15 protein-coding genes are annotated in these 18,263 nt (G+C 61.6%); all 15 read right to left on the reverse strand.

The window, feature by feature from the left end; genetic code table 11:
- Positions 1–241: 241 nt before the first annotated feature.
- Positions 242–1,657 carry an amino acid permease gene (locus tag O3649_RS06895; protein ID WP_371573469.1) on the reverse strand — a complete coding sequence of 472 codons (1,416 nt, stop codon included), beginning with the start codon at positions 1,655–1,657 and terminating at the stop codon, positions 242–244.
- Between the two features lie 251 nt (positions 1,658–1,908).
- Positions 1,909–2,247 carry a hypothetical protein gene (locus tag O3649_RS06900; RefSeq protein WP_070604807.1) on the reverse strand — a complete coding sequence of 113 codons (339 nt, stop codon included), beginning with the start codon at positions 2,245–2,247 and terminating at the stop codon, positions 1,909–1,911.
- Between the two features lie 233 nt (positions 2,248–2,480).
- A complete protein-coding gene (mtnN, locus tag O3649_RS06905; protein WP_049341700.1) occupies positions 2,481–3,374 on the reverse strand; it encodes a 5'-methylthioadenosine/S-adenosylhomocysteine nucleosidase in 894 nt (297 codons plus the stop codon).
- Entirely contained in the window at positions 3,374–3,832 is a 459-nt protein-coding gene (locus tag O3649_RS06910) for an S-ribosylhomocysteine lyase (RefSeq protein ID WP_005507094.1), read from the reverse strand. The genes mtnN and O3649_RS06910 overlap by 1 nt, the downstream gene beginning before the upstream one ends.
- Before the next feature lie 240 nt (positions 3,833–4,072).
- A complete protein-coding gene (locus O3649_RS06915) occupies positions 4,073–5,089 on the reverse strand; it encodes a bifunctional riboflavin kinase/FAD synthetase (RefSeq protein ID WP_371573472.1) in 1,017 nt (338 codons plus the stop codon).
- Between the two features lie 259 nt (positions 5,090–5,348).
- Complete coding sequence (locus O3649_RS06920) at positions 5,349–6,101, reverse strand: DUF4345 domain-containing protein (protein ID WP_371573475.1); 753 nt, start codon at positions 6,099–6,101, stop codon at positions 5,349–5,351.
- Between the two features lie 180 nt (positions 6,102–6,281).
- Positions 6,282–7,379: a tRNA pseudouridine(55) synthase TruB gene (gene truB, locus O3649_RS06925; protein WP_371573477.1), complete on the reverse strand. Its 1,098-nt coding sequence runs from the start codon at positions 7,377–7,379 to the stop codon at positions 6,282–6,284.
- Positions 7,380–7,820 (reverse strand): 30S ribosome-binding factor RbfA, encoded by a 441-nt coding sequence (gene rbfA / locus O3649_RS06930; protein ID WP_005507090.1) that lies wholly within the window; start codon positions 7,818–7,820, stop codon positions 7,380–7,382. It lies immediately after the preceding gene.
- Positions 7,821–8,006: 186 nt separating this feature from the next.
- On the reverse strand, positions 8,007–10,874 hold the full coding sequence (gene infB, locus O3649_RS06935; protein WP_102033902.1) for a translation initiation factor IF-2: 2,868 nt from the start codon (positions 10,872–10,874) through the stop codon (positions 8,007–8,009).
- 219 nt (positions 10,875–11,093) lie between these two features.
- A complete protein-coding gene (locus O3649_RS06940) occupies positions 11,094–11,435 on the reverse strand; it encodes a YlxR family protein (RefSeq protein ID WP_070629115.1) in 342 nt (113 codons plus the stop codon).
- Between the two features lie 253 nt (positions 11,436–11,688).
- On the reverse strand, positions 11,689–12,774 hold the full coding sequence (gene nusA / locus O3649_RS06945; RefSeq protein WP_070594115.1) for a transcription termination factor NusA: 1,086 nt from the start codon (positions 12,772–12,774) through the stop codon (positions 11,689–11,691).
- Between the two features lie 109 nt (positions 12,775–12,883).
- On the reverse strand, positions 12,884–13,555 hold the full coding sequence (gene rimP / locus O3649_RS06950) for a ribosome maturation factor RimP (protein ID WP_049341694.1): 672 nt from the start codon (positions 13,553–13,555) through the stop codon (positions 12,884–12,886).
- Between the two features lie 100 nt (positions 13,556–13,655).
- A complete protein-coding gene (locus O3649_RS06955) occupies positions 13,656–15,488 on the reverse strand; it encodes a proline--tRNA ligase (RefSeq protein ID WP_070594113.1) in 1,833 nt (610 codons plus the stop codon).
- A 112-nt stretch (positions 15,489–15,600) separates the two neighbouring features.
- Complete coding sequence (locus O3649_RS06960) at positions 15,601–16,839, reverse strand: GNAT family N-acetyltransferase (RefSeq protein ID WP_083309137.1); 1,239 nt, start codon at positions 16,837–16,839, stop codon at positions 15,601–15,603.
- A gap of 204 nt (positions 16,840–17,043) precedes the next feature.
- The gene (ispG, locus tag O3649_RS06965) at positions 17,044–18,186 is read right to left on the reverse strand and encodes a flavodoxin-dependent (E)-4-hydroxy-3-methylbut-2-enyl-diphosphate synthase (protein WP_044142245.1); all 1,143 of its coding nucleotides are present in this window, start codon (positions 18,184–18,186) and stop codon (positions 17,044–17,046) included.
- Positions 18,187–18,263 lie beyond the last annotated feature (77 nt).

The raw sequence follows: 18,263 nt of genomic DNA on the forward strand, positions 1-18,263 counted from the left end.
GCTTACGCCCTGTAATACACGTCGTCTGCTGCGGACTGCAGACGCGTTCTTCCCATTCTACGCTACCGGGGCGCTTTCGTGGAAGGGTGAGCAGAAGCCCGGCGACAGGTAGCTCATCACACTACCGGTCGCCGGGCTTTGCAGTCGGGTTCTCACACCGGGTTCTCACGCCGAGTCCTCGCACCGGGCTCTACGTTTATTCAGTGGCTCTACGTTTATTCGGTGTCTGCGCTTCTGCTCCCTACGCTTCTGCTGCTTCAACGCGAGCGCGGACCACCACGAGGCGGTAGTAGCCCAGCAGGAACAGGCACCAGATTGCGCCCATCATCAGCGCCAGTTGGGTATCGGCGAAGCAGCCGAAGAGCACCACGATAAAGATCATGAATGCCAACGCCAGGTAGCTCAGCCACAGGGGCTGGCGTACCGGCTGCGCCTCGGTATCGGCGCCGCTGCGCTTGAAGGCAATGTGCGCCAGCAGAATCATGACCCACACGAATACGGTCGCGAAGGTTGCCAGGGAGGCGACCACCTCGAACGCGTTCTCGAAGAGCACGTTCACGATCACGCCGACCGCCATGACCAGCACCATGATGAGGGTGGTCATCCAGGGCGCACCGTTCTTCGTAACCTTCGCGAAAGAAGCCGGCGCCAGGTTCTGCTTTGCTAGGCCGTACATCATGCGGCCGGCACCGTACACGTCCGCGTTCAGCGCAGAGATAGCGGCAGTAATGATGACCACGTTCAGAATCGAGGCAGCCGCCGGAATGCCCAGACCCTCAAAAATCTGCACGAACGGCGAGTTCGCCTTGGTCACCGAGTACCAGGGGTACAGGGACATGATGACCGACAGGGTCAGAATGTAGAAGATGAGGATGCGGAACGGCACCGTGCGAATCGCCTTGGGGATCGAGGTGCGCGGGTCCTTCGCCTCACCGGCGGCAATACCGATGTTCTCAATACCACCGAAGGCAAACATCACCACGGTAAAGCAAGCGAGGAAGCCGGTAAATCCGTTCGCGAAGAAGCCGCCTTCAAGAGCCCAGAGGTTCGTGACGGAGGGCGCCACGGAGTCGTGCGCCTGCACACCCACGAAGAGCAGAACCACGCCGCCAACGATCATGGCGATAATGGCGCTGACCTTCACGAGGGTGAACCAGAATTCGGTTTCGCCGAACGCCTTGACCTTCGCCAGGTTAATGGCGAGCAGAATCAGCAGAACCGAGACAATCCAAATCCAGGAGGGGCTGTTCGGGAACCAGAACTTCATGTACACCGCGAAAGCGGTCACGTCCGCGATGGCGACCAGCGCCATTTCCAGGGCGTAGGTCCAGCCGGTCACGAAGCCAGCCCAGCGTCCGAGGTAGCGGGTCGCGTATTCAGAGAACGCACCGGAAACCGGGTGCGCCAGGGCGAGTTCGCCCATTGCGCGCATCACCATGAACACTGCCGCGCCGCCAATAACGTAGGCAAGCAGCACGGAGGGGCCCGCCAGCTGAATGGCGGATGCAGAGCCGTAGAACAGGCCCGTACCAATGGCGGAGCCGAGGGCGATGAACATGATGTGACGCAGGGAGAGTCCACGCGCTAGCTGCGGGCTCTCGGAGGTAGCCTCAGCTACGCCCTGCTGTACCGGGGATGAGTCCGGAGTGGTATTCATCTTCTTCTTTTCCTTTACCTCGTGGGGTGTACCCGCCGGTGGCGGGGAAACTTATCGGGCGGTGCCGCGGCTCAGCAGGTGGCTGAGAGCGGTACCGGTGATTCACTCCCCATCGAGTGATGGGGCGTTGCGCAGAAAGTGTTGCCTTCGCGCGTCGCCCCGGCGCATCCCCACCCAACCGGTACGGTGGGAGGGAACGCAAAAGACGGCGGGAAGGCAACGTTGCCTTTCCGCCGTCTTTTTGTCAAAGACTACTTCTGTCGCTTACGTCCAATGACGATGGAGGACAGAGCGGTTACCGCAGTCACGGTGTAGACTGCAGGCCACGCGCCAAGCTTCTTGGCGAGCGGATGAGCGGCGCCGAACGCGCCGAGGTAGAGAGCGGTGAGGAAGGTGGCACGGCCTGCGCCAGCCTTACGCTTCCAATTCTTGTAAGCCACGGCACCGCACAGTGCCAGGACAGCGCCACCGAGCGGGCGGATGCCGGTGCTAGATGCAACCTTGTAGCCACCGAGCAGACCGGTGACGGAGGCGAGAGTCGGGCAGAACTTCACGACGTACTCCTCTGTGAGATCGGACAGTTTCCACATTCATAGTACTCCACGACACACAGAATGTATATTCACCGCGGTTAATATTTCTGCATTTCTTACGGACCGGGTACATCAAAGTGCCTGATCAGAAAAAGACTGGGGTACAAAAACCAGTACAAAAAGACCGGCATAAAAGAACCGGGGCGCAAAGACCGGGGCGCAAACCATTCAGGTTCACGCCCCGGCACTTGCCGCATGCGAGCTCACATCGTGCCGCATGCTCTAGAACTTTAGAGAGCCAGCTCCAGCGCCTCCAGCTGCGCCTCGGTCCACAGCTCAGCGGCCAGCTGCAGCGCGTAACGAGCCGAACGAGGAGCCACCACGTCCACGGAGAGGTGGAAGTCCTGGTCAGCCTCCGGGCCGCACAGATCAGACACGCAACGCACTCCGATAAACGGAATCTCGTAGTTGTGGCAGACCTGCGCAATAGCGGTGGTCTCCATATCGGTGCTGATGGCGCCCTCGAACGCCTCGCGGGTGTCCTTCACGTTGTGGGCGGTTACGAAGGAGTTACCCGCCAGCATCTGGCCGCGGCGCACCTCCCACACGCTCTCAGCCTGCTCACGCACCGGCTCAAGTGCGGCGAGCGCATGCTCCAGAGCATCCTGCCACTCGTCCGCCTGGCCGTCGTAGCTTTCGGGCATGCCCGGAACCTGGCCGCGCGCGTAACCGAAGGCGGTCGCGTCGGCGTCAGTGTAGGTGTAGTTCTCGCCAATCAGCACGTCGCCCACGTTAATGCCGCGAGCCAAACCGCCGGCGGTACCTGCGCTAATGACGCCCAGGCAGTTCGAGGAGTAGCTGATCGCCTCGGTGACGGCGCTCGCCGCGTTCACCAGACCGATCTTGGAGCGAACCAGCAGCAGCGGAACCTGGTCCTCACCCACCTGCAGGTAACGCGGGTGGAATACTGCGGCGCCCTCGGTGAAGGACGGCTGCAGCTCCTCGGTCACCTTCAGGAAGGGTGCAAGCTCCTCATCCATAGCCACCTGAATGATGATGGCGTTGGACATGCCGTCCATCAGCTCAAACATGCTGTTGAACGCCTCAGCCGGGTCGAAAGCGTTCGGGTCAAAGTCCACCGGGTTGAAGGCGGATGCGAAAGCGTCAGGAATCTGTGCGCTCATTACGCCATCACCTGCGCCCACTCATCGCGTGCCGCGAGGAACTCGCGAGCCGCAGCCTGCGCGCCTTCGAGGGTGTGGTTGGCGCCCCAACCGCACTGCACCTCGTTCGCTGCCGGAACCTCGGTCGCGTTGAGGATATCGTTGAGGGTTGCTTCCAAGATGGGGAAGAACTCCTCGGGCTCCAGGCCCAGGGTCAGCGCGTAGAAACCGGTCTGGCAGCCCATCGGGGAGAAGTCAATCAGACGGTCGGTGTGGTTGCGCATGTGCTCGGCGCTCAGGTGCTCGATGGAGTGCACGGTCGGCATTTCCAGGTGCGCGGTGTTCGGCTGGGTGAAGCGGATATCGTACTTGATGAGGGTGTCGCCACCGGGCAGGACCTTGCGGTCTGCGATACGCACGTAGGGTGCTGCTACGGCGCGGTGGTCGAGGTTGAAGGATTCGACGTTCATTTTTTCCATGACTCTATCTTCTCTTAAAACGGGGACGACTAAAACAGGGGTGCCTCGCGGGAGGCGCAGGACGTCAAGGCGTGCGGCGCGGGTTGTTTCTTCGGAGGCGCAGGCGGTCAGGTGCGAAGAAGGTGCCCGCTTTTGCGCATCCGGTCGGGTACGCAAAAGCCCCGGCGGCAGATCCGAAAATCTTACTGCCGGGGCTTCAAAGCCGTTAAAAGCAAAAGCTATGAGCGCAGGATGCTGCTCTTAGAAGTGGGGATGCTTCACTTCCGCCTGCACCGGGCACTCCGGCGGGCAGTAGTTCTTCGCGTCCTCAGCCAGCACCTCGCGGGTCTGCACCACATCATCGTTAATCTGCTCAATCAGCGCCTCAACACCGGTGTACGCCACCATGGGACGCAGACGCTTCACGAACTCAATCAGCACACGCTGGCCGTACAGGTTGAAATCCTCCACACGCTCTTTCGGGCGGTCAATCACGTGCGCCTCAACCTGGCGGTGCTCAATACCGTCAAAGGTCGGGTTCGTACCCACCGAAATAGCGGAGGGGTGACGGTTACCGGACTCGTCCACGAGCCAGCCGGCGTACACACCGTCGGCGGGAATCAGGCCGCGCGCCTCAAGCTCAAGGTTCGCGGTCGGGAAGCCCAACTCGCGGCCGCGCGCCAGACCGTGCACAACCTCACCAGCCATCATGTGGTGGCGGCCCAGCAGCTCGGTTGCGGCGGGCATATCGCCCTCCAGCAGCAGCTGGCGGATGCGGGTCGAGGAGCAGCGGGTGTTCTCATCCACCATCAGATCCTCAACGACAACCACCTCAAAGCCGTACTTCTCCCCCAGCTCACGCATGGTGTTCAGGTCGCCGGAGTTGTTCTTACCAAAGCGCACGTCGTCACCGATGACCACAAAACGCGCGTTCAGCGCATCCACGAAGGTGGACTTCACGAACTCCTCGGGGGTCTGCGCAGCAAACTCCAGGTTGTAGTTCAGCAGCAGGTAGTCGTTCAGACCCAGCAGGCACATGAAGTAGCGGCGCGAACCCTGACCCATAATGTCGTGGTGGGCCGCCTCGGGACGGTGCACCTGCATCGGGTGCGGGTCAAAAGAAACCGCGATAGAGCTCAAACCGTGCTCTTCAGCAAGGGAGACCACGCGCGAAATCACGCGGGCATGTCCACGGTGCACGCCGTCAAAATTGCCGATGGTCACGACCGAGGGGCCGTAGCCGGCGGGGACCTCGCTCAAAGCGGTGTAGAGGGTCACGGGCTCTCCTGAAAAAGATAAATGTACCTAACCATCCTAGACCACAGGCGGCAGGATGCAGAATTCAAAACGGGAATCAACAGGGAATGGAACGGCGCCCCTCGCAGGCGGTGCCCTCTCCCCTATCTTTGCGGATGCGGCGGAGGTAGCGGGTATCTGACTGGCAACGGCAGAACCCCACCCACAAGCCAAGCCCCGCCCATAAGAAAGCCCGGGCAGGCACCCCACCGTGCGGCAGGAACCTTCCCGGGCGTTACGACTACTTACGAGCCTGGTTACGAGAAGCCTTCAGCATCTCCTCGCGAATCTTATTGGACTTGTTAATCCAGCTGTACCACACCAGCAGGCACGGAGGAATCACAAGCTCAGTCACCATCAGCACAATCAGCGACCAGTGCGGGGTGCCGAAGAACGCCCACGACAGGATACGACCCACGCCGCCCAGGAAAACCACCAGGCAGGAGAACGCGAGCATGTTCACCCACTTGAACTTCACGGCAATGAACACGAAGGACAGGCCCACACCCACATAGGTTGCCGCGAAGAACACGTAGTTCGACTGCACCGAGGGGTTCGCAAAGTCCTGAGGCGCATCCGGAATGACGCGGATACCGCCCAGAACCTGCCACACACCGTACGCAATCATGAACAGACCGTACAGCGCCACCGCCGCACGGAACGCCGCACGGTTCTGAGGCTTAGCCGCCTCCTCAAGGCTCTTGGGGCGGGCAAACGCCTCGCGGGTTGCCTTCTTCTCAGCCTTCTTATCGGCCTTCTGCGACGCCTTATCGCCGGACGCCGGTGCGGCTACGCGAACACCCTCGGGTGCCTTCGCCGCAGAAATGGGCTCAGCGCTCTTAGCACCGGCAGCCTTCGCGGCACCGCTCTGAGTAGCAGCTCCGGTCGCAGCAGCCCCGGTTACGGTAGCTTCAGCCTGTGCAGACTCCACGCGGGGTACCGGCGCGGTACGAGGCTCACTAGCCTTCTTAGCGGAGCTCTGGTTCTCGCTCATCTTCTCTCCTTCAGCAGGGCCGGGCGGCACCCGCACGAGTAGTCATGTGTGTTCAGGGGTTGTTTACGTTAGCGTGTTGAATGAATAGGGCGCACATTCAATAGGGCGCTGAATCAATAAAGCGTGAGAAGTGCCGGCACGAACACCGAACCCTCTTCGCCCATCATAAGCCCTCAACGCCTAGTTGAAGGAACGATTCGCCTCAAAAACCAGCACCGGGGCGGCCTGCACCTTCCCGCGCTGCTTCTTATTCTCCAGGAGGGCAACCAGGGTACCGTCCGGAGCGAAGCCCGCCACAATACCCTCAACGCTGGCATGCTGCACCGCGCCGGACTCATCCGCGCTCGCGTGCACGGAACGCTTCACCACGGAACCGTCACCGCTGGGGCTAATACGACGACCGTAAGAAATATCGCTCGCCTCCGCGGCAGAGAGCTCACGCGCACCAAAGATGCGGCGTGCCGCCTCCTCCAGGGGAAGTAGCGGCAAATCTTCCAGCGGTGCCTCCGACTCTTCACGGCGCTGCTTCAACTGCGCCAGATCGGCGGCATCCTCAAGCACCACCGCACCCACACGGGTACGGCGAAGAGCCGTCAGGTGGCCACCGGTGCCCAGAATCTTGCCCAGATCACGCGCCAGAGCACGAATATAGGTGCCCGAGGAACACGAAACCGTCACCTTGCAGTCAATCACGGGAACCGAGGTTGCCGCGTGTTCGCCCTCATTCTCGGGGTCCTCAATCACGTACTCGGCAAAACCAGGGTTGATGAAATGTACCGTGAACTCGCTAATCGTCACCGGACGCGCCGCCAACTCAACCTGCTCACCGCTACGCACACGCGCATACGAACGAACACCGTTAATCTTAATAGCGGACACCGCAGAAGGAACCTGCAGAATATCGCCGCTCAGCTGCGCCACAGCCTCCAGGATGCGCGAGTGCATCTGCTCAGCGTCCAAACCGGTCAGCGCCTCAACGGCATCCGGATGCGCGGCAGTGTGCTCACCCTCGGCGTCCTCCGTCAGCGTCTCAATGCCCAGGCGAATCGTCGCGTCATAGGTTTTATCCTGACCGACCAGGTAGGTCAGCAGCTTCGTCGCCTTATTGATGCCCAAAATCAGCACGCCGGTCGCGGCGGGATCCAGCGTACCGGCGTGACCAACCCGCCGGGTGCCAGCAATACGACGCATCTGAGAGACCGCGTCGTGGCTGCTCATCCCGGCGGGCTTATCAATGACCATCAGGCCGGACGGGCCCTGAGGTTGCTTCTTCGCCACTTAGGCGTCCTCACCCTCGGCAGGCTCATCCTTCTTGTAGGGGTCAGCCTCACCAGCGTACTCGGCACCCTCAGCTGCAGCAGCCAGGGCGGCGTCGCGCTCGCGAGTCTCACGCAGAAGCGCCTCAATGTGGAAGGCGTTCTCGGGAACCTCGTCAGCGACGAAAGTCAGGGTGGGGGTCAGGCGGGCAGTGATGTTCTTACCCACCTCGGCGCGCAGAATACCCTTAGCGGATTCCAGCGCCTTCTTGGTGTTTGCGGCGTCCTCTTCGGAGCCGAACACGGTGTAGTACAGGGTTGCGTGCTGCAGGTCGTTGGTCACGCGGGCATCGGTAATGGTCACAAAACCGAGGCGGGGATCCTTAACACGACGCTCCAGCGCCTTCGCCACAATTACCTTGATGCGGTCGGCAAGTCGTGCCGCGCGGGCTGCATCAGCCATGTGTTTCTCCTTGAAATGTCGTGGTGAAATGTTGTGGCGCTTCCGTGGGCACTCGAGGTGCTTTGGAGGCGTTCCAGGTAATGCGGAAGCGCCCGCCCCGCCAGCATCCGCTCCTCAGGCTCTATTCTCTAGAAGCCTGCGGGTGCGGGAACACTAGCGGGTGACGGGCGCATCAGCGTGTGAGTCTTAGACACGCGGCTTTTCGCGCATCTCCCAAGTCTCGATAATGTCGCCTTCCTTGATGTCGTTGAAGGAGCCGAGGCCAATACCACACTCGAAACCTTCGCGAACCTCGGTAGCGTCGTCCTTGAAACGACGCAGCGACTCGATAGTGAGGTTGTCTGCCACCACAGAACCGTCGCGCACCAGGCGCGCCTTGGCGTTGCGCTTGATGATGCCGTTCTTGACGATCGAACCTGCGATGTTGCCCCACTTGGAGGAGCGGAAGACCTCGCGGATCTCTGCGGAGCCGAGCTCCACTTCCTCGTACTCGGGCTTGAGCATACCCTTGACGGCCTGCTCAATTTCCTCAATCGCACGGTAGATGACCGAGTAGAACTTCATCTCGACGCCTTCGCGGTCGGCAAGTTCTGCAACGCGCTCTGCCGGGCGGACGTTGAAGCCGATGATGACCGCGTTGTCCACGGTAGCCAGGTTCACGTCGTTCTGGGTAATAGCACCCACACCGCGGTGGATGACGCGCAGCTGAACCTCGTCGCCACCGGCGTCGATCTTCATCAGGGACTCTTCCAGCGCTTCGACAGCACCGGAGACGTCACCCTTAATGATCAGGTTCAGGGTGTCCATCTTGCCCTCAGCCACAGCGGCGTCGAAGGACTCGAGGGTCACGCGCTTACGACGCTTAGCCAGCTGAGCGTTACGATCAGCAGCCTCACGCTTCTCAGCGATCTGACGAGCGGTACGCTCTTCCTCGGTGGAGAGGAAGGTGTCGCCTGCACGAGGAACGGTGGACAGACCCAGCACCTGAACGGGGCGGGACGGGCCAGCTTCCTTCACAGCCTGACCGTTCTCATCGAACATTGCACGAACGCGACCGTGAGCAACACCGGCAACGATAGCGTCACCGACGTGCAGGGTACCGGACTGAACCAGGACGGTGGAAACCGCACCGCGGCCCTTGTCCAGGTTTGCTTCAATAGCAACGCCGCGTGCTTCCTTGTTCGGGTTAGCGGTCAGTTCGAGCACGTCAGCGGTCAGGGTGACAGCCTCAAGCAGCTCGTCGATGTTGGTGCCGTTGCGAGCGGAGACGTCCACGAACATGGTGTCGCCACCGTACTCTTCGGGGATCAGACCGTACTCGGTGAGCTGGCCGCGGATCTTGTCCGGGGACGCGCCTTCCTTATCGATCTTGTTCACAGCAACCACGATCGGCACGTTAGCTGCCTGTGCGTGGTTCAGTGCCTCAACGGTCTGGGGCATAACGCCGTCATCAGCTGCGACCACGAGGATTGCCACGTCGGTGACCTTCGCACCACGGGCACGCATAGCGGTGAACGCCTCGTGACCGGGGGTATCGATGAAGGTAATCGCGCGGTCTTCACCCTCAACGGTGGTGTGGACCTGGTATGCACCAATGTGCTGGGTAATGCCGCCGGCCTCACCCTCAATGACGTTGGTGTTACGGATAGCGTCCAGCAGGCGGGTCTTACCGTGGTCAACGTGACCCATGACGGTAACAACCGGGGGACGAACCTCCAGGACATCCTCGCCCTCAGCTTCTGCTTCGGCTTCGAGGTTGATGTCGAAGGACTCGAGCAGCTCGCGCTCCTCATCCTCCGGGGAAACGATCTTGATGACGTAGCCCAGTTCGGCACCCAGCAGCTCGAAGGTCTCCTCGTCCAGGGACTGAGTCTGGGTAGCCATCTCACCCAGGTGGAAGAGAACCGTAATCAGCGATGCCGGGTTTGCGCCAATCTTCTCAGCGAAGTCCATGATGGACGCGCCACGGCGCAGACGAATCTCGGTCGAGCCGTCGCCGCGAGGAACAACCACGCCACCGGGTGCCGGTGCGTTCAGCTGCTCCTGCTCATGGCGGCGAGCTGCCTTGGACTTGCGGCCCTTACGCTTGGAGCCGCCGCGACCGAACGCACCCTGTGCATTACCGCGACCGCCGGGGCCGGGACGACCCGGACCGCGGTTGAAGCCGCCGGAACCGCCGCCGCGACGTGCGCCGCCGCCGTTACCGCCACCGTTGTTGGAACCGGACGCGCCGCCACCAACGTTGGAAACCTTGGGCATCATCGAGGGGTTCGGGCGTGCGCCGCCGCCACCAGCCGGACGGGGTGCACCGGGACGTGCGCCACCTGCGGGGCGGGGACCGCCGTTACCGCCGGGGCGTGCGCCACCTGCGGGGCGGGGACCGCCGTTACCGCCGGGGCGTGCGCCACCGTTGCCACCGGGACGACCGTTACGTGCCGGACGGGGACCGCCGGAACGCTGGGAGTCGCCGCCGCCACGCTTCATGCCCTGCTGGGATGCGAAGGGGTTGTTACCGGGGCGAGGACCGGGCTTGGGGCCGGGCTTCGGAGCGGCAGGCTTGGGTGCTGCCGGCTTCGGTGCTGCCTCGGGGCGTGCCATGCCCTGCTGGGATGCGAAGGGGTTGTTACCCGGGCGGGGGCCACCGGGCTTGGGTGCTGCTGCCGGCTTTGCGGCGGGCTTAGCTGCTGCAGGCTTGGGAGCTGCGCTCTCAGCTGCGGGCTTGGGTGCCGGCTTAGCGGCAGGCTTTGCCGCTGCGGGCTTGGGTGCCGGCTTAGCGGCAGGCTTTGCCGCTGCGGGCTTGGGTGCCGGCTTAGCGGCAGGCTTAGCCGCTGCGGGCTTGGGAGCCGGCTTAGCGGCCGACTCTGCGGGACCTGCCTTTGCGGCAGGCTTAGCGGCTGCGGCGGGGAATTCCGCGCGCAGCTTCTTCAGAACCATGGGGTTCAGGGTGGAAGAGGAGCTCTTAACGAACTCGCCCATATCCTTGAGCTTGGCGATAACTTCCTTGGAAGGTACGCCTACTTCTTTAGCAAACTCGTGTACTCGAGGCTGAGCCAAATTTTCTCCATTCCCGGTCCGCACCGGGAATGGTGCGGACACTAATGTTTACGGGGTGCACGCCCGAAGGCGCGCCAATTCGTGAAATTGCCGGTGGGTGAGCACGAAAGGGTACTCATTTCGCGGCACTCATTAGATATCCATCAGTTTTCTGACTCGCTTTCAGATAAGAAGTCGTCAAACTCGTTGACTTACAGAGGGCATATACCCGAAAAGCGTCTACGAGGGGGTCGAGTCCGCAATCACGGCTCGAATCTGCTCGCAGCACGCCTGCAGCTGGGCTGCAGGGACCGCTTTTTTGAAGGCGCGCGCCAGACCGTTCTTTTTCTGCAGAGCGGCTACGCACTTTTCGCTCGGATGGATCCAAGCGCCTCGTCCGGGCATAGTTCCCGCCGTATCGGGCTGATAGGGCGGGGTTTCCGCCTGCTCGGTAGCAGACGTGACGGGTGTGCGGGCGATGCGCAGCAGGTTGCGCTGTTCATCGCGGGCACGGCATCCGATGCAGGTGCGGACCGGTCCTTCAAACGCTTCGGAGGTTGCGGTGAGGTCGTGATTGCTCATGGTCCTCTCCCCTCTCTAGCGTGTGTGCAGAACCGCGTTCGCAGTACATTCGTGATGCTCTATCCGGTGTGTGCGAGGGCGCGTTAAAGCGCCCGGTTACACACCGGCACATCTTAATAGTGTATCCCGTTTTTAAGAATCATGGGCAAAACTGTGACGCAGGCGCAAGAACACCGGGCACGTACCTGCCCGATATCTTGCGCCTGCATCAAACGGATATGCCGCGGGATACGCCCCTCACCGGGGCTAATGCTTATTCAGCGTTCTGTGCGGACTCTTCTGCTGCCTCTTCAACTGCAGCTTCTTCAGCCAGGCTACGAGCCACGCGAGCTGCAACCTCTTCCTCGGCACGAACCTGAGCGTACTTGGACTCGGAGAGAATATCGATACGCCAGCCGGTCAGCTTCGCTGCCAGGCGCGCATTCTGACCCTCACGGCCGATAGCCAGGGACAGCTGATCGTCCGGAACCACGGCACGAGCGGAGTACTCACGCGGGTTCGCGATAATGACCTCGGTGACCTTCGCCGGGGACAGCGCCGCAGCGATGAAGGTTGCCGGATCGGTCGAGTAGTCGACAATGTCAATCTTCTCGTCGTTCAGCTCGGCAGCAACCGCACGCACGCGGGCACCCATATCGCCGATGCACGCACCCTTAGCGTTAATGGTCGGGTTCTTCGCGGACACAGCAATCTTGGAGCGGTGGCCAGCTTCACGTGCGATGGAGTTAATGGAAACCAAGCCCTCAGAAATTTCGGGAACCTCGTGCTCGAACAGGCGCAGAACCAGGTTCGGGTGCGAACGAGAAACCACAATCGAGGGGCCCTTCGGGCCGCGGCGAGCCTCAACCAGGTAGGCGCGCAGGCGGGTACCGTGCAGGTACTTCTCGCCCGGAACCTGCTCGTTGCTGGGCAGAACAGCCTCAACGGTGCCCAGGTCAACCTGAACCATACGCGGGTTGTTGCCCTGCTGAATCACGCCGGACACCAGGGTGCCCTCACGGTCCTTGAACTCACCCAGAACGGATGCGTCCTCAGCGTCACGCAGACGCTGCGACAGAACCTGACGGACGGTTGCGGCAGCGATACGGCCAAAGTTGTTCGGGGTATCGTCGAACTCGTCAATCTTCTGGTTGTCCTCATCAAGCTCAGGAGCCAGAATGACGAACTCGCCGGTGGTGCGGTCGATGACGGCACGAGAGCCCTTAATAGCGCCGGGCTGCTTCATGTATGCGAGCAGCAGGGCGTTCTCAACCAGGGTGAAGAGCTCCTCCATGACGAGAGAGCGCTGCTTCGCCAATGCGCGCAGTGCGCCCAGGTCAATAGTTTTAATATCCTCCACGCTTTTCAGCCTTTCCCAGTTAGCACGGCGCCGGGACGCTTAGTGCGCCCCGGCTCCCGAACGGTATATACCTGGCACGGAGCACCCCGTGCCTGAAGCTTTAATAACTCTATTCTACCGGCTCAGCAGGCGAATTGAAGTCAATCTCGACGTGAGCAGAAGCAATATTTTCCCACGGAAGCAAAGACGGCTCGTGGTAGGACTCCTTCTGGCCCTTCTTCGTGTTCTTCTTACGAGCCAGCACCGGCCCCTCATCCTGCACCTCGTGCAGACGCGCCAGGTACTCGGTGCCGTCGGGTGCGGTGACCGCAATCAGGCGGGTGCGGGCACGCTCCCAGTGGCGGCGCTCGGTCAGGGCGCGGGTAGCGCCGGGCGAGGACACCTCCAGCTCGTAGGGGAAGAACTCGTCGTTTTCATCCGCACGATCCAGGGCGCTCGAAATCGCACCGGAAATCTCCGCGAGGGAATCCAGCGACAGCGAATCGGTACGCTCAGCGGTGTAGTCCACCGTAATCTTCACGGTGCGGTTCGCCGCCGGGCCCGAAATCTTCAGGCCCTCCAGCACCAGCGAGAATTCGGAGATAACCGGGGCAATCGCCTCGGCAACTTCTTCCTCACGGATCGCGCGGGTACCCACGCGCACCGGTGCCTCCACCACGGGCTCACTCTCAACGCGAGTGCGGGGAGTGTTCACACCATTGGCCACGCGGGATGCGGCACGGCGAGCGCGCGCATTCGGGGCGCTCTTCTTAGAGCCAGAACGCTTCGGCTTGTATGCCATAGTTCTCTTCTTTCATTCTTCCGCCGCTTGCTCTGCCCCACCTCTTGGGAGGCGGGGCAGGTGGCGATGGTTTTACGTTTTTGCGGGCTAGTGGCGTGCCTTAGGCGCCGCGCACCTCAGCGATGACCTCAGCCACCGCATTCTCGACGGACACCTCGCGAGCCTCACCGCTGCGGCGGTCCTTCAGTTCCAGCACGCCGTCCTTGAAGCCGCGACCAATCACCAGGATGGTGGGCACACCCAGCAGCTCGGCGTCGCCGAATTTCACGCCGGGGCTGGTCTTCGGGCGGTCATCCAGCATGACCTGCAGGCCGGCGGATTCCAGGGATGCGCTGAGCTCTTCAGCGTACTCGTGGGATGCTGCGTCCTTGCCGGTGATGACAATGTGCACGTCTGCCGGTGCCAGGTTACGCGGCCAGATCAGGCCCTTCTCGTCGTGGTTGCCCTCGGCGATAGCAGCCAGTGCGCGGGTCACGCCCACGCCGTAGGAGCCCATGGTCACGGTCTGCAGCTTGCCGTTCTGGTCCAGGACCTTCAGGCCCAGTGCCTCAGCGTACTTGCGGCCCAGGGCGAAGATGTGGCCCATCTCGATGCCGCGGGCTGCCACCAGTTCGCCGGAGCCGTCCGGTGCCGGGTCGCCTTCGCGTACCTCGCACGCCTCAATGACGCCGTCGGCGGTGAAGTCGCGGCCGAAGACCAGGTTCGCCACGTGCTTGCCCTCTTCGTTTGCGCCGGTCACCCAGCGGGTACCGCGCACCACGCGGGGGTCGACGAAGAAGGGAATGCCGGTTGCGGAAGCTACCGCATCCTCGTCCTCGGTGTGCGCACCGAACAGGGGCGCGTCCAGGCTCAGGCCGGGGCCAATGTAGCCCTTGACCAGCTGCGGGTATGCCTTCAGGTCCTCTTCGCTGGCTGCCTCAACCTCAACCTCGCCGCCGATGCCCAGAAGGGCGCCGATGTTGACCTCAACGCGGCCCAGGTCCACGGCACGGTCACCGGGAACGCCCACGGCGAAGACCTTACGCTCACCGGAGGGGGTGATGACGGTGCCCAGGAAGCACTTGAGGGTCTGCGAAGCTTCCAGGGTGCCGCCGGTCACCTCGGAGTGCAGTTCGTTCATGCGCTCCACCAGGGTCTCAATGGTGGCAGAGTCGGGGGTGTCCACGACGATTGCCGCCGGGGTGTCCTCGGTGATTTCGATTTCCTCGGGAACCACGGTGGTGACGGCCTCAACGTTTGCCGCGTAGCCGCCCGCGGAACGCACGAAGGTGTCCTCACCGATGGGGGTCGGGTGCAGGAACTCTTCACTGCGGGAGCCACCCATCGCGCCGGACTGTGCGGTCACAATGACAATCTCCAGGCCCAGGCGCTCGAAGATGCGCTGGTAGGCGGCACGGTGAGCCATGTACGCCTCGTTCAGGCCCTCATCGTCAATGTTGAAGGAGTAGGAGTCCTTCATAACGAACTCGCGGCCGCGCAGCAGGCCCGCGCGGGGGCGCGCCTCATCGCGGTACTTGGTCTGAATCTGGTACAGGTAAACCGGAAGGTCCTTGTAGGAGGAGTACAGGTCCTTCACCAGCAGGGTGAACATTTCCTCGTGGGTGGGGGCCAGCAGCATGTCTGCACCCTTGCGGTCCTTGAGGCGGAAGAGGTTATCGCCGTACTCGTCCCAGCGGTTGGTTGCTTCGTAGGGCTCGCGGGGCAGCAGTGCGGGGAAGTGAACTTCCTGCGCACCAATGGCGTCCATCTCTTCGCGGATGATGTTCTCGACCTTGCGCAGTACCTTCAGGCCCAGGGGCAGCCAGGTGTACACGCCGGGGGCTGCGCGGCGGATGTAACCGGCGCGGACCAGCAGCTTGTGGCTGGCGACCTCAGCGTCTACGGGGTCCTCGCGCAGAGTGCGCACGAAGAGGTTGGAAAGGCGAAGTACCACGATTCTCCTTGAAAGGTCGATAGGTTTAGGTAGGGTGCCCGAGGCTCACCGGGTGAGCCGTGAAAAAGGCACAGCCGTCTTTAATTTTATAGCGTTTTAAGGTTCGGCGTGTTTAGCGCTCAAAAATAATGGTCGAGAACTGCCCAATCTGCTCCCAACCGGTCCCCCGGTACATGGCAAGAGCATGGGCGTTGTAGTCGTTCACGTACAGGCTCAAATGCGGGTAGCGGCGCTGCAGAACCTGCGCGGCGGAGGCAAAGAACGGCTTAGCCAGACCGCAGCCGCGGTAGTCCGGATGTAGCCACACGCCCTGCACCTGCGCGGCGTCCAGGTTCACGATGCCCGCATCCGCCTTGAAGATAACCCGCCCGTTCACGTCGGTGACAATGGCGCTACGCTGACCGGCAATGAGCGTGCGCAGGCGCGCCGCATAGCCGTCACCGTAGCGGGCAACCGGGTCGAAGCCGACCTCCTCGGTGAACATGGCGGCCGCGGCGGGCAGAAGCTCCCCCAGGTCCGCGGAGGTGGCAAGGCGCGCATACCCGGCAGGCTCACCGCTGAGTTGAGAAGCGCCGGCGGGGCTCTGCCCCGGCTTGAGGGGCTCGGGTTTGATGGGCACGGGTTTGAGAGGCGCGGGCAGGTGCGCCGGCAGCTCAGGAAGCTCCACGGCGTAGAAGCGGGCGAGGTCCTTCTCCGGCGGCAGATACAGCAGCGGCTGATTGGGACGCTCCGACAGAACCCGCGCACGGTGATCGCAACCGTCACCCAGGCTCGGCTGCAGCATCTGCAACAGCGGGCTCTTACCACCGCGAGTCTGCTCGCACAGCTCCTGCATGCGCGTCCACAGGGGCATCACGAAGGTGCTCTCACCGAACATGGAATCCAGGCGAGAACCCACCTGCAGTAGCAGCTGAGCCAGCGCGTCACGATGCGCGAGCGCCGTAGCATCCAGGGTGGTGGCATCAGAGGTTTCTACACGTTCGGCAACATCATGTTCGACCGCAGCACCGCACAGCCGCACCGGCACCACATTCGAACCCAACAAAAGCACACAGCACAGCTGCCCATCCCGCTCACAACCCACAAAACCCTGATAGTAGTGCAGCGGAATACGCGGGGACCTCACCGGAAGAGGGCACGCCAAATAATGCTCAATGGAGTACAGATTCGGGACCGGGTCACTGAACAGGACCTCCTCCAGCTCATCGCACCACCGAGCATCCAGAGCAAAAACGTGTTCCTTCACGCAATCAGGCATAGGGGAAGAGCCCATCGACGAAACAGCAGCAGACGAAGCAGCAGCACGCCGGGCACGATTAGCCTTACGGCGGCGAGAAAAAAGAGTGAACATGACCTGTTGAGTGATAGAGAATGAGCGACAAAAAAATAAGTGAAAACACGGGGACACGCACCCCCGAAAAAGCAACCGGATCCTGCGGCCACAACCGGCAGCGGCAAGCACCAAGCCTGCCACCACCATAACCAGACATAACCGGACATCACCGGAAAAGCGCGGAGGCGCCCTCACCAGGGCGCCTCCGCGCACAAAAGCTAACTAGCTCACCGAAACAGCCGGGGAACCCTCGGGAACGTACTCGCCCGAAGCCTCCATCTCAGCAGCAATACGGGTCGCCTCTTCAATCAGAGTCTCAACAATCTGATCCTCAGGCACGGTCTTAATGACCTCACCCTTCACGAAAATCTGGCCCTTACCGTTACCGGACGCCACACCCAGGTCAGCCTCACGAGCCTCACCCGGACCGTTCACCACGCAACCCATCACGGCAACACGCAGCGGAACCTTCATGTGCTCCAGGCCCTTAGTCACGTTCTCAGCAAGCTCCCACACGTTCACCTGCGCACGACCACACGACGGGCACGAAACGATATCCAGCTTGCGGGGGCGAAGGTTCAGCGACTCCAGGATCTTGGTGCCCACCTTCACCTCCTCAACCGGAGGAGCAGACAGCGACACGCGAATAGTATCGCCAATACCCTGAGACAGCAGAGTACCAAACGCCACCGAGCTCTTAATAGTGCCCTGGAACGCCGGACCAGCCTCAGTAACACCCAGGTGCAGGGGCCAGTCACCACGCTCAGCAAGCTGACGGTACGCCTCCACCATTACCACAGGGTCATTGTGCTTCACAGAAATCTTGAAATCACGGAAACCGTGCTCCTCAAAGAGCGACGCCTCCCACACAGCAGACTCAACCAGAGCCTCCGGAGTAGCCTTACCGTACTTCTCCAACAGACGCTTATCCAGCGAACCAGCATTCACACCAATACGCAGAGAAACGCCGTGGTCCGAAGCCATCTGAGCGATTTCCTTCACCTGGTCATCGAACTTACGGATATTACCCGGGTTCACACGCACAGCACCGCAACCAGCCTGAATAGCCGCATACACGTACTTCGGCTGGAAGTGAATATCAGCAATCACCGGAATACGGGACTGCTTCGCAATAATGGGCAGAGCCTCCGCATCCTTATCAGTCGGGCACGCCACACGCACAATATCGCAACCGGCAGCGGTCAACTCAGCAATCTGCTGCAGAGTCGCACCAATGTCGTGGGTCTTAGTGGTCGTCATCGACTGCACCGAAATCGGAGATTCAGAACCAACACCGACAGAACCCACCTTAAACTGGCGAGTCTTACGACGCGGGGACAGAACCGCGGGAGCGGGCTTCGGCATACCAAGGCTGACCGACAAGGTTTTCCTCCATACATGGGTTATGAAGGACGTACGACGCATCCTTCGTTCAACTTTTT

Origin of the sequence: Rothia sp. 27098_8_29 (assembly GCF_041432785.1) — a bacterium.
Classification (GTDB): domain Bacteria; phylum Actinomycetota; class Actinomycetes; order Actinomycetales; family Micrococcaceae; genus Rothia; species Rothia mucilaginosa.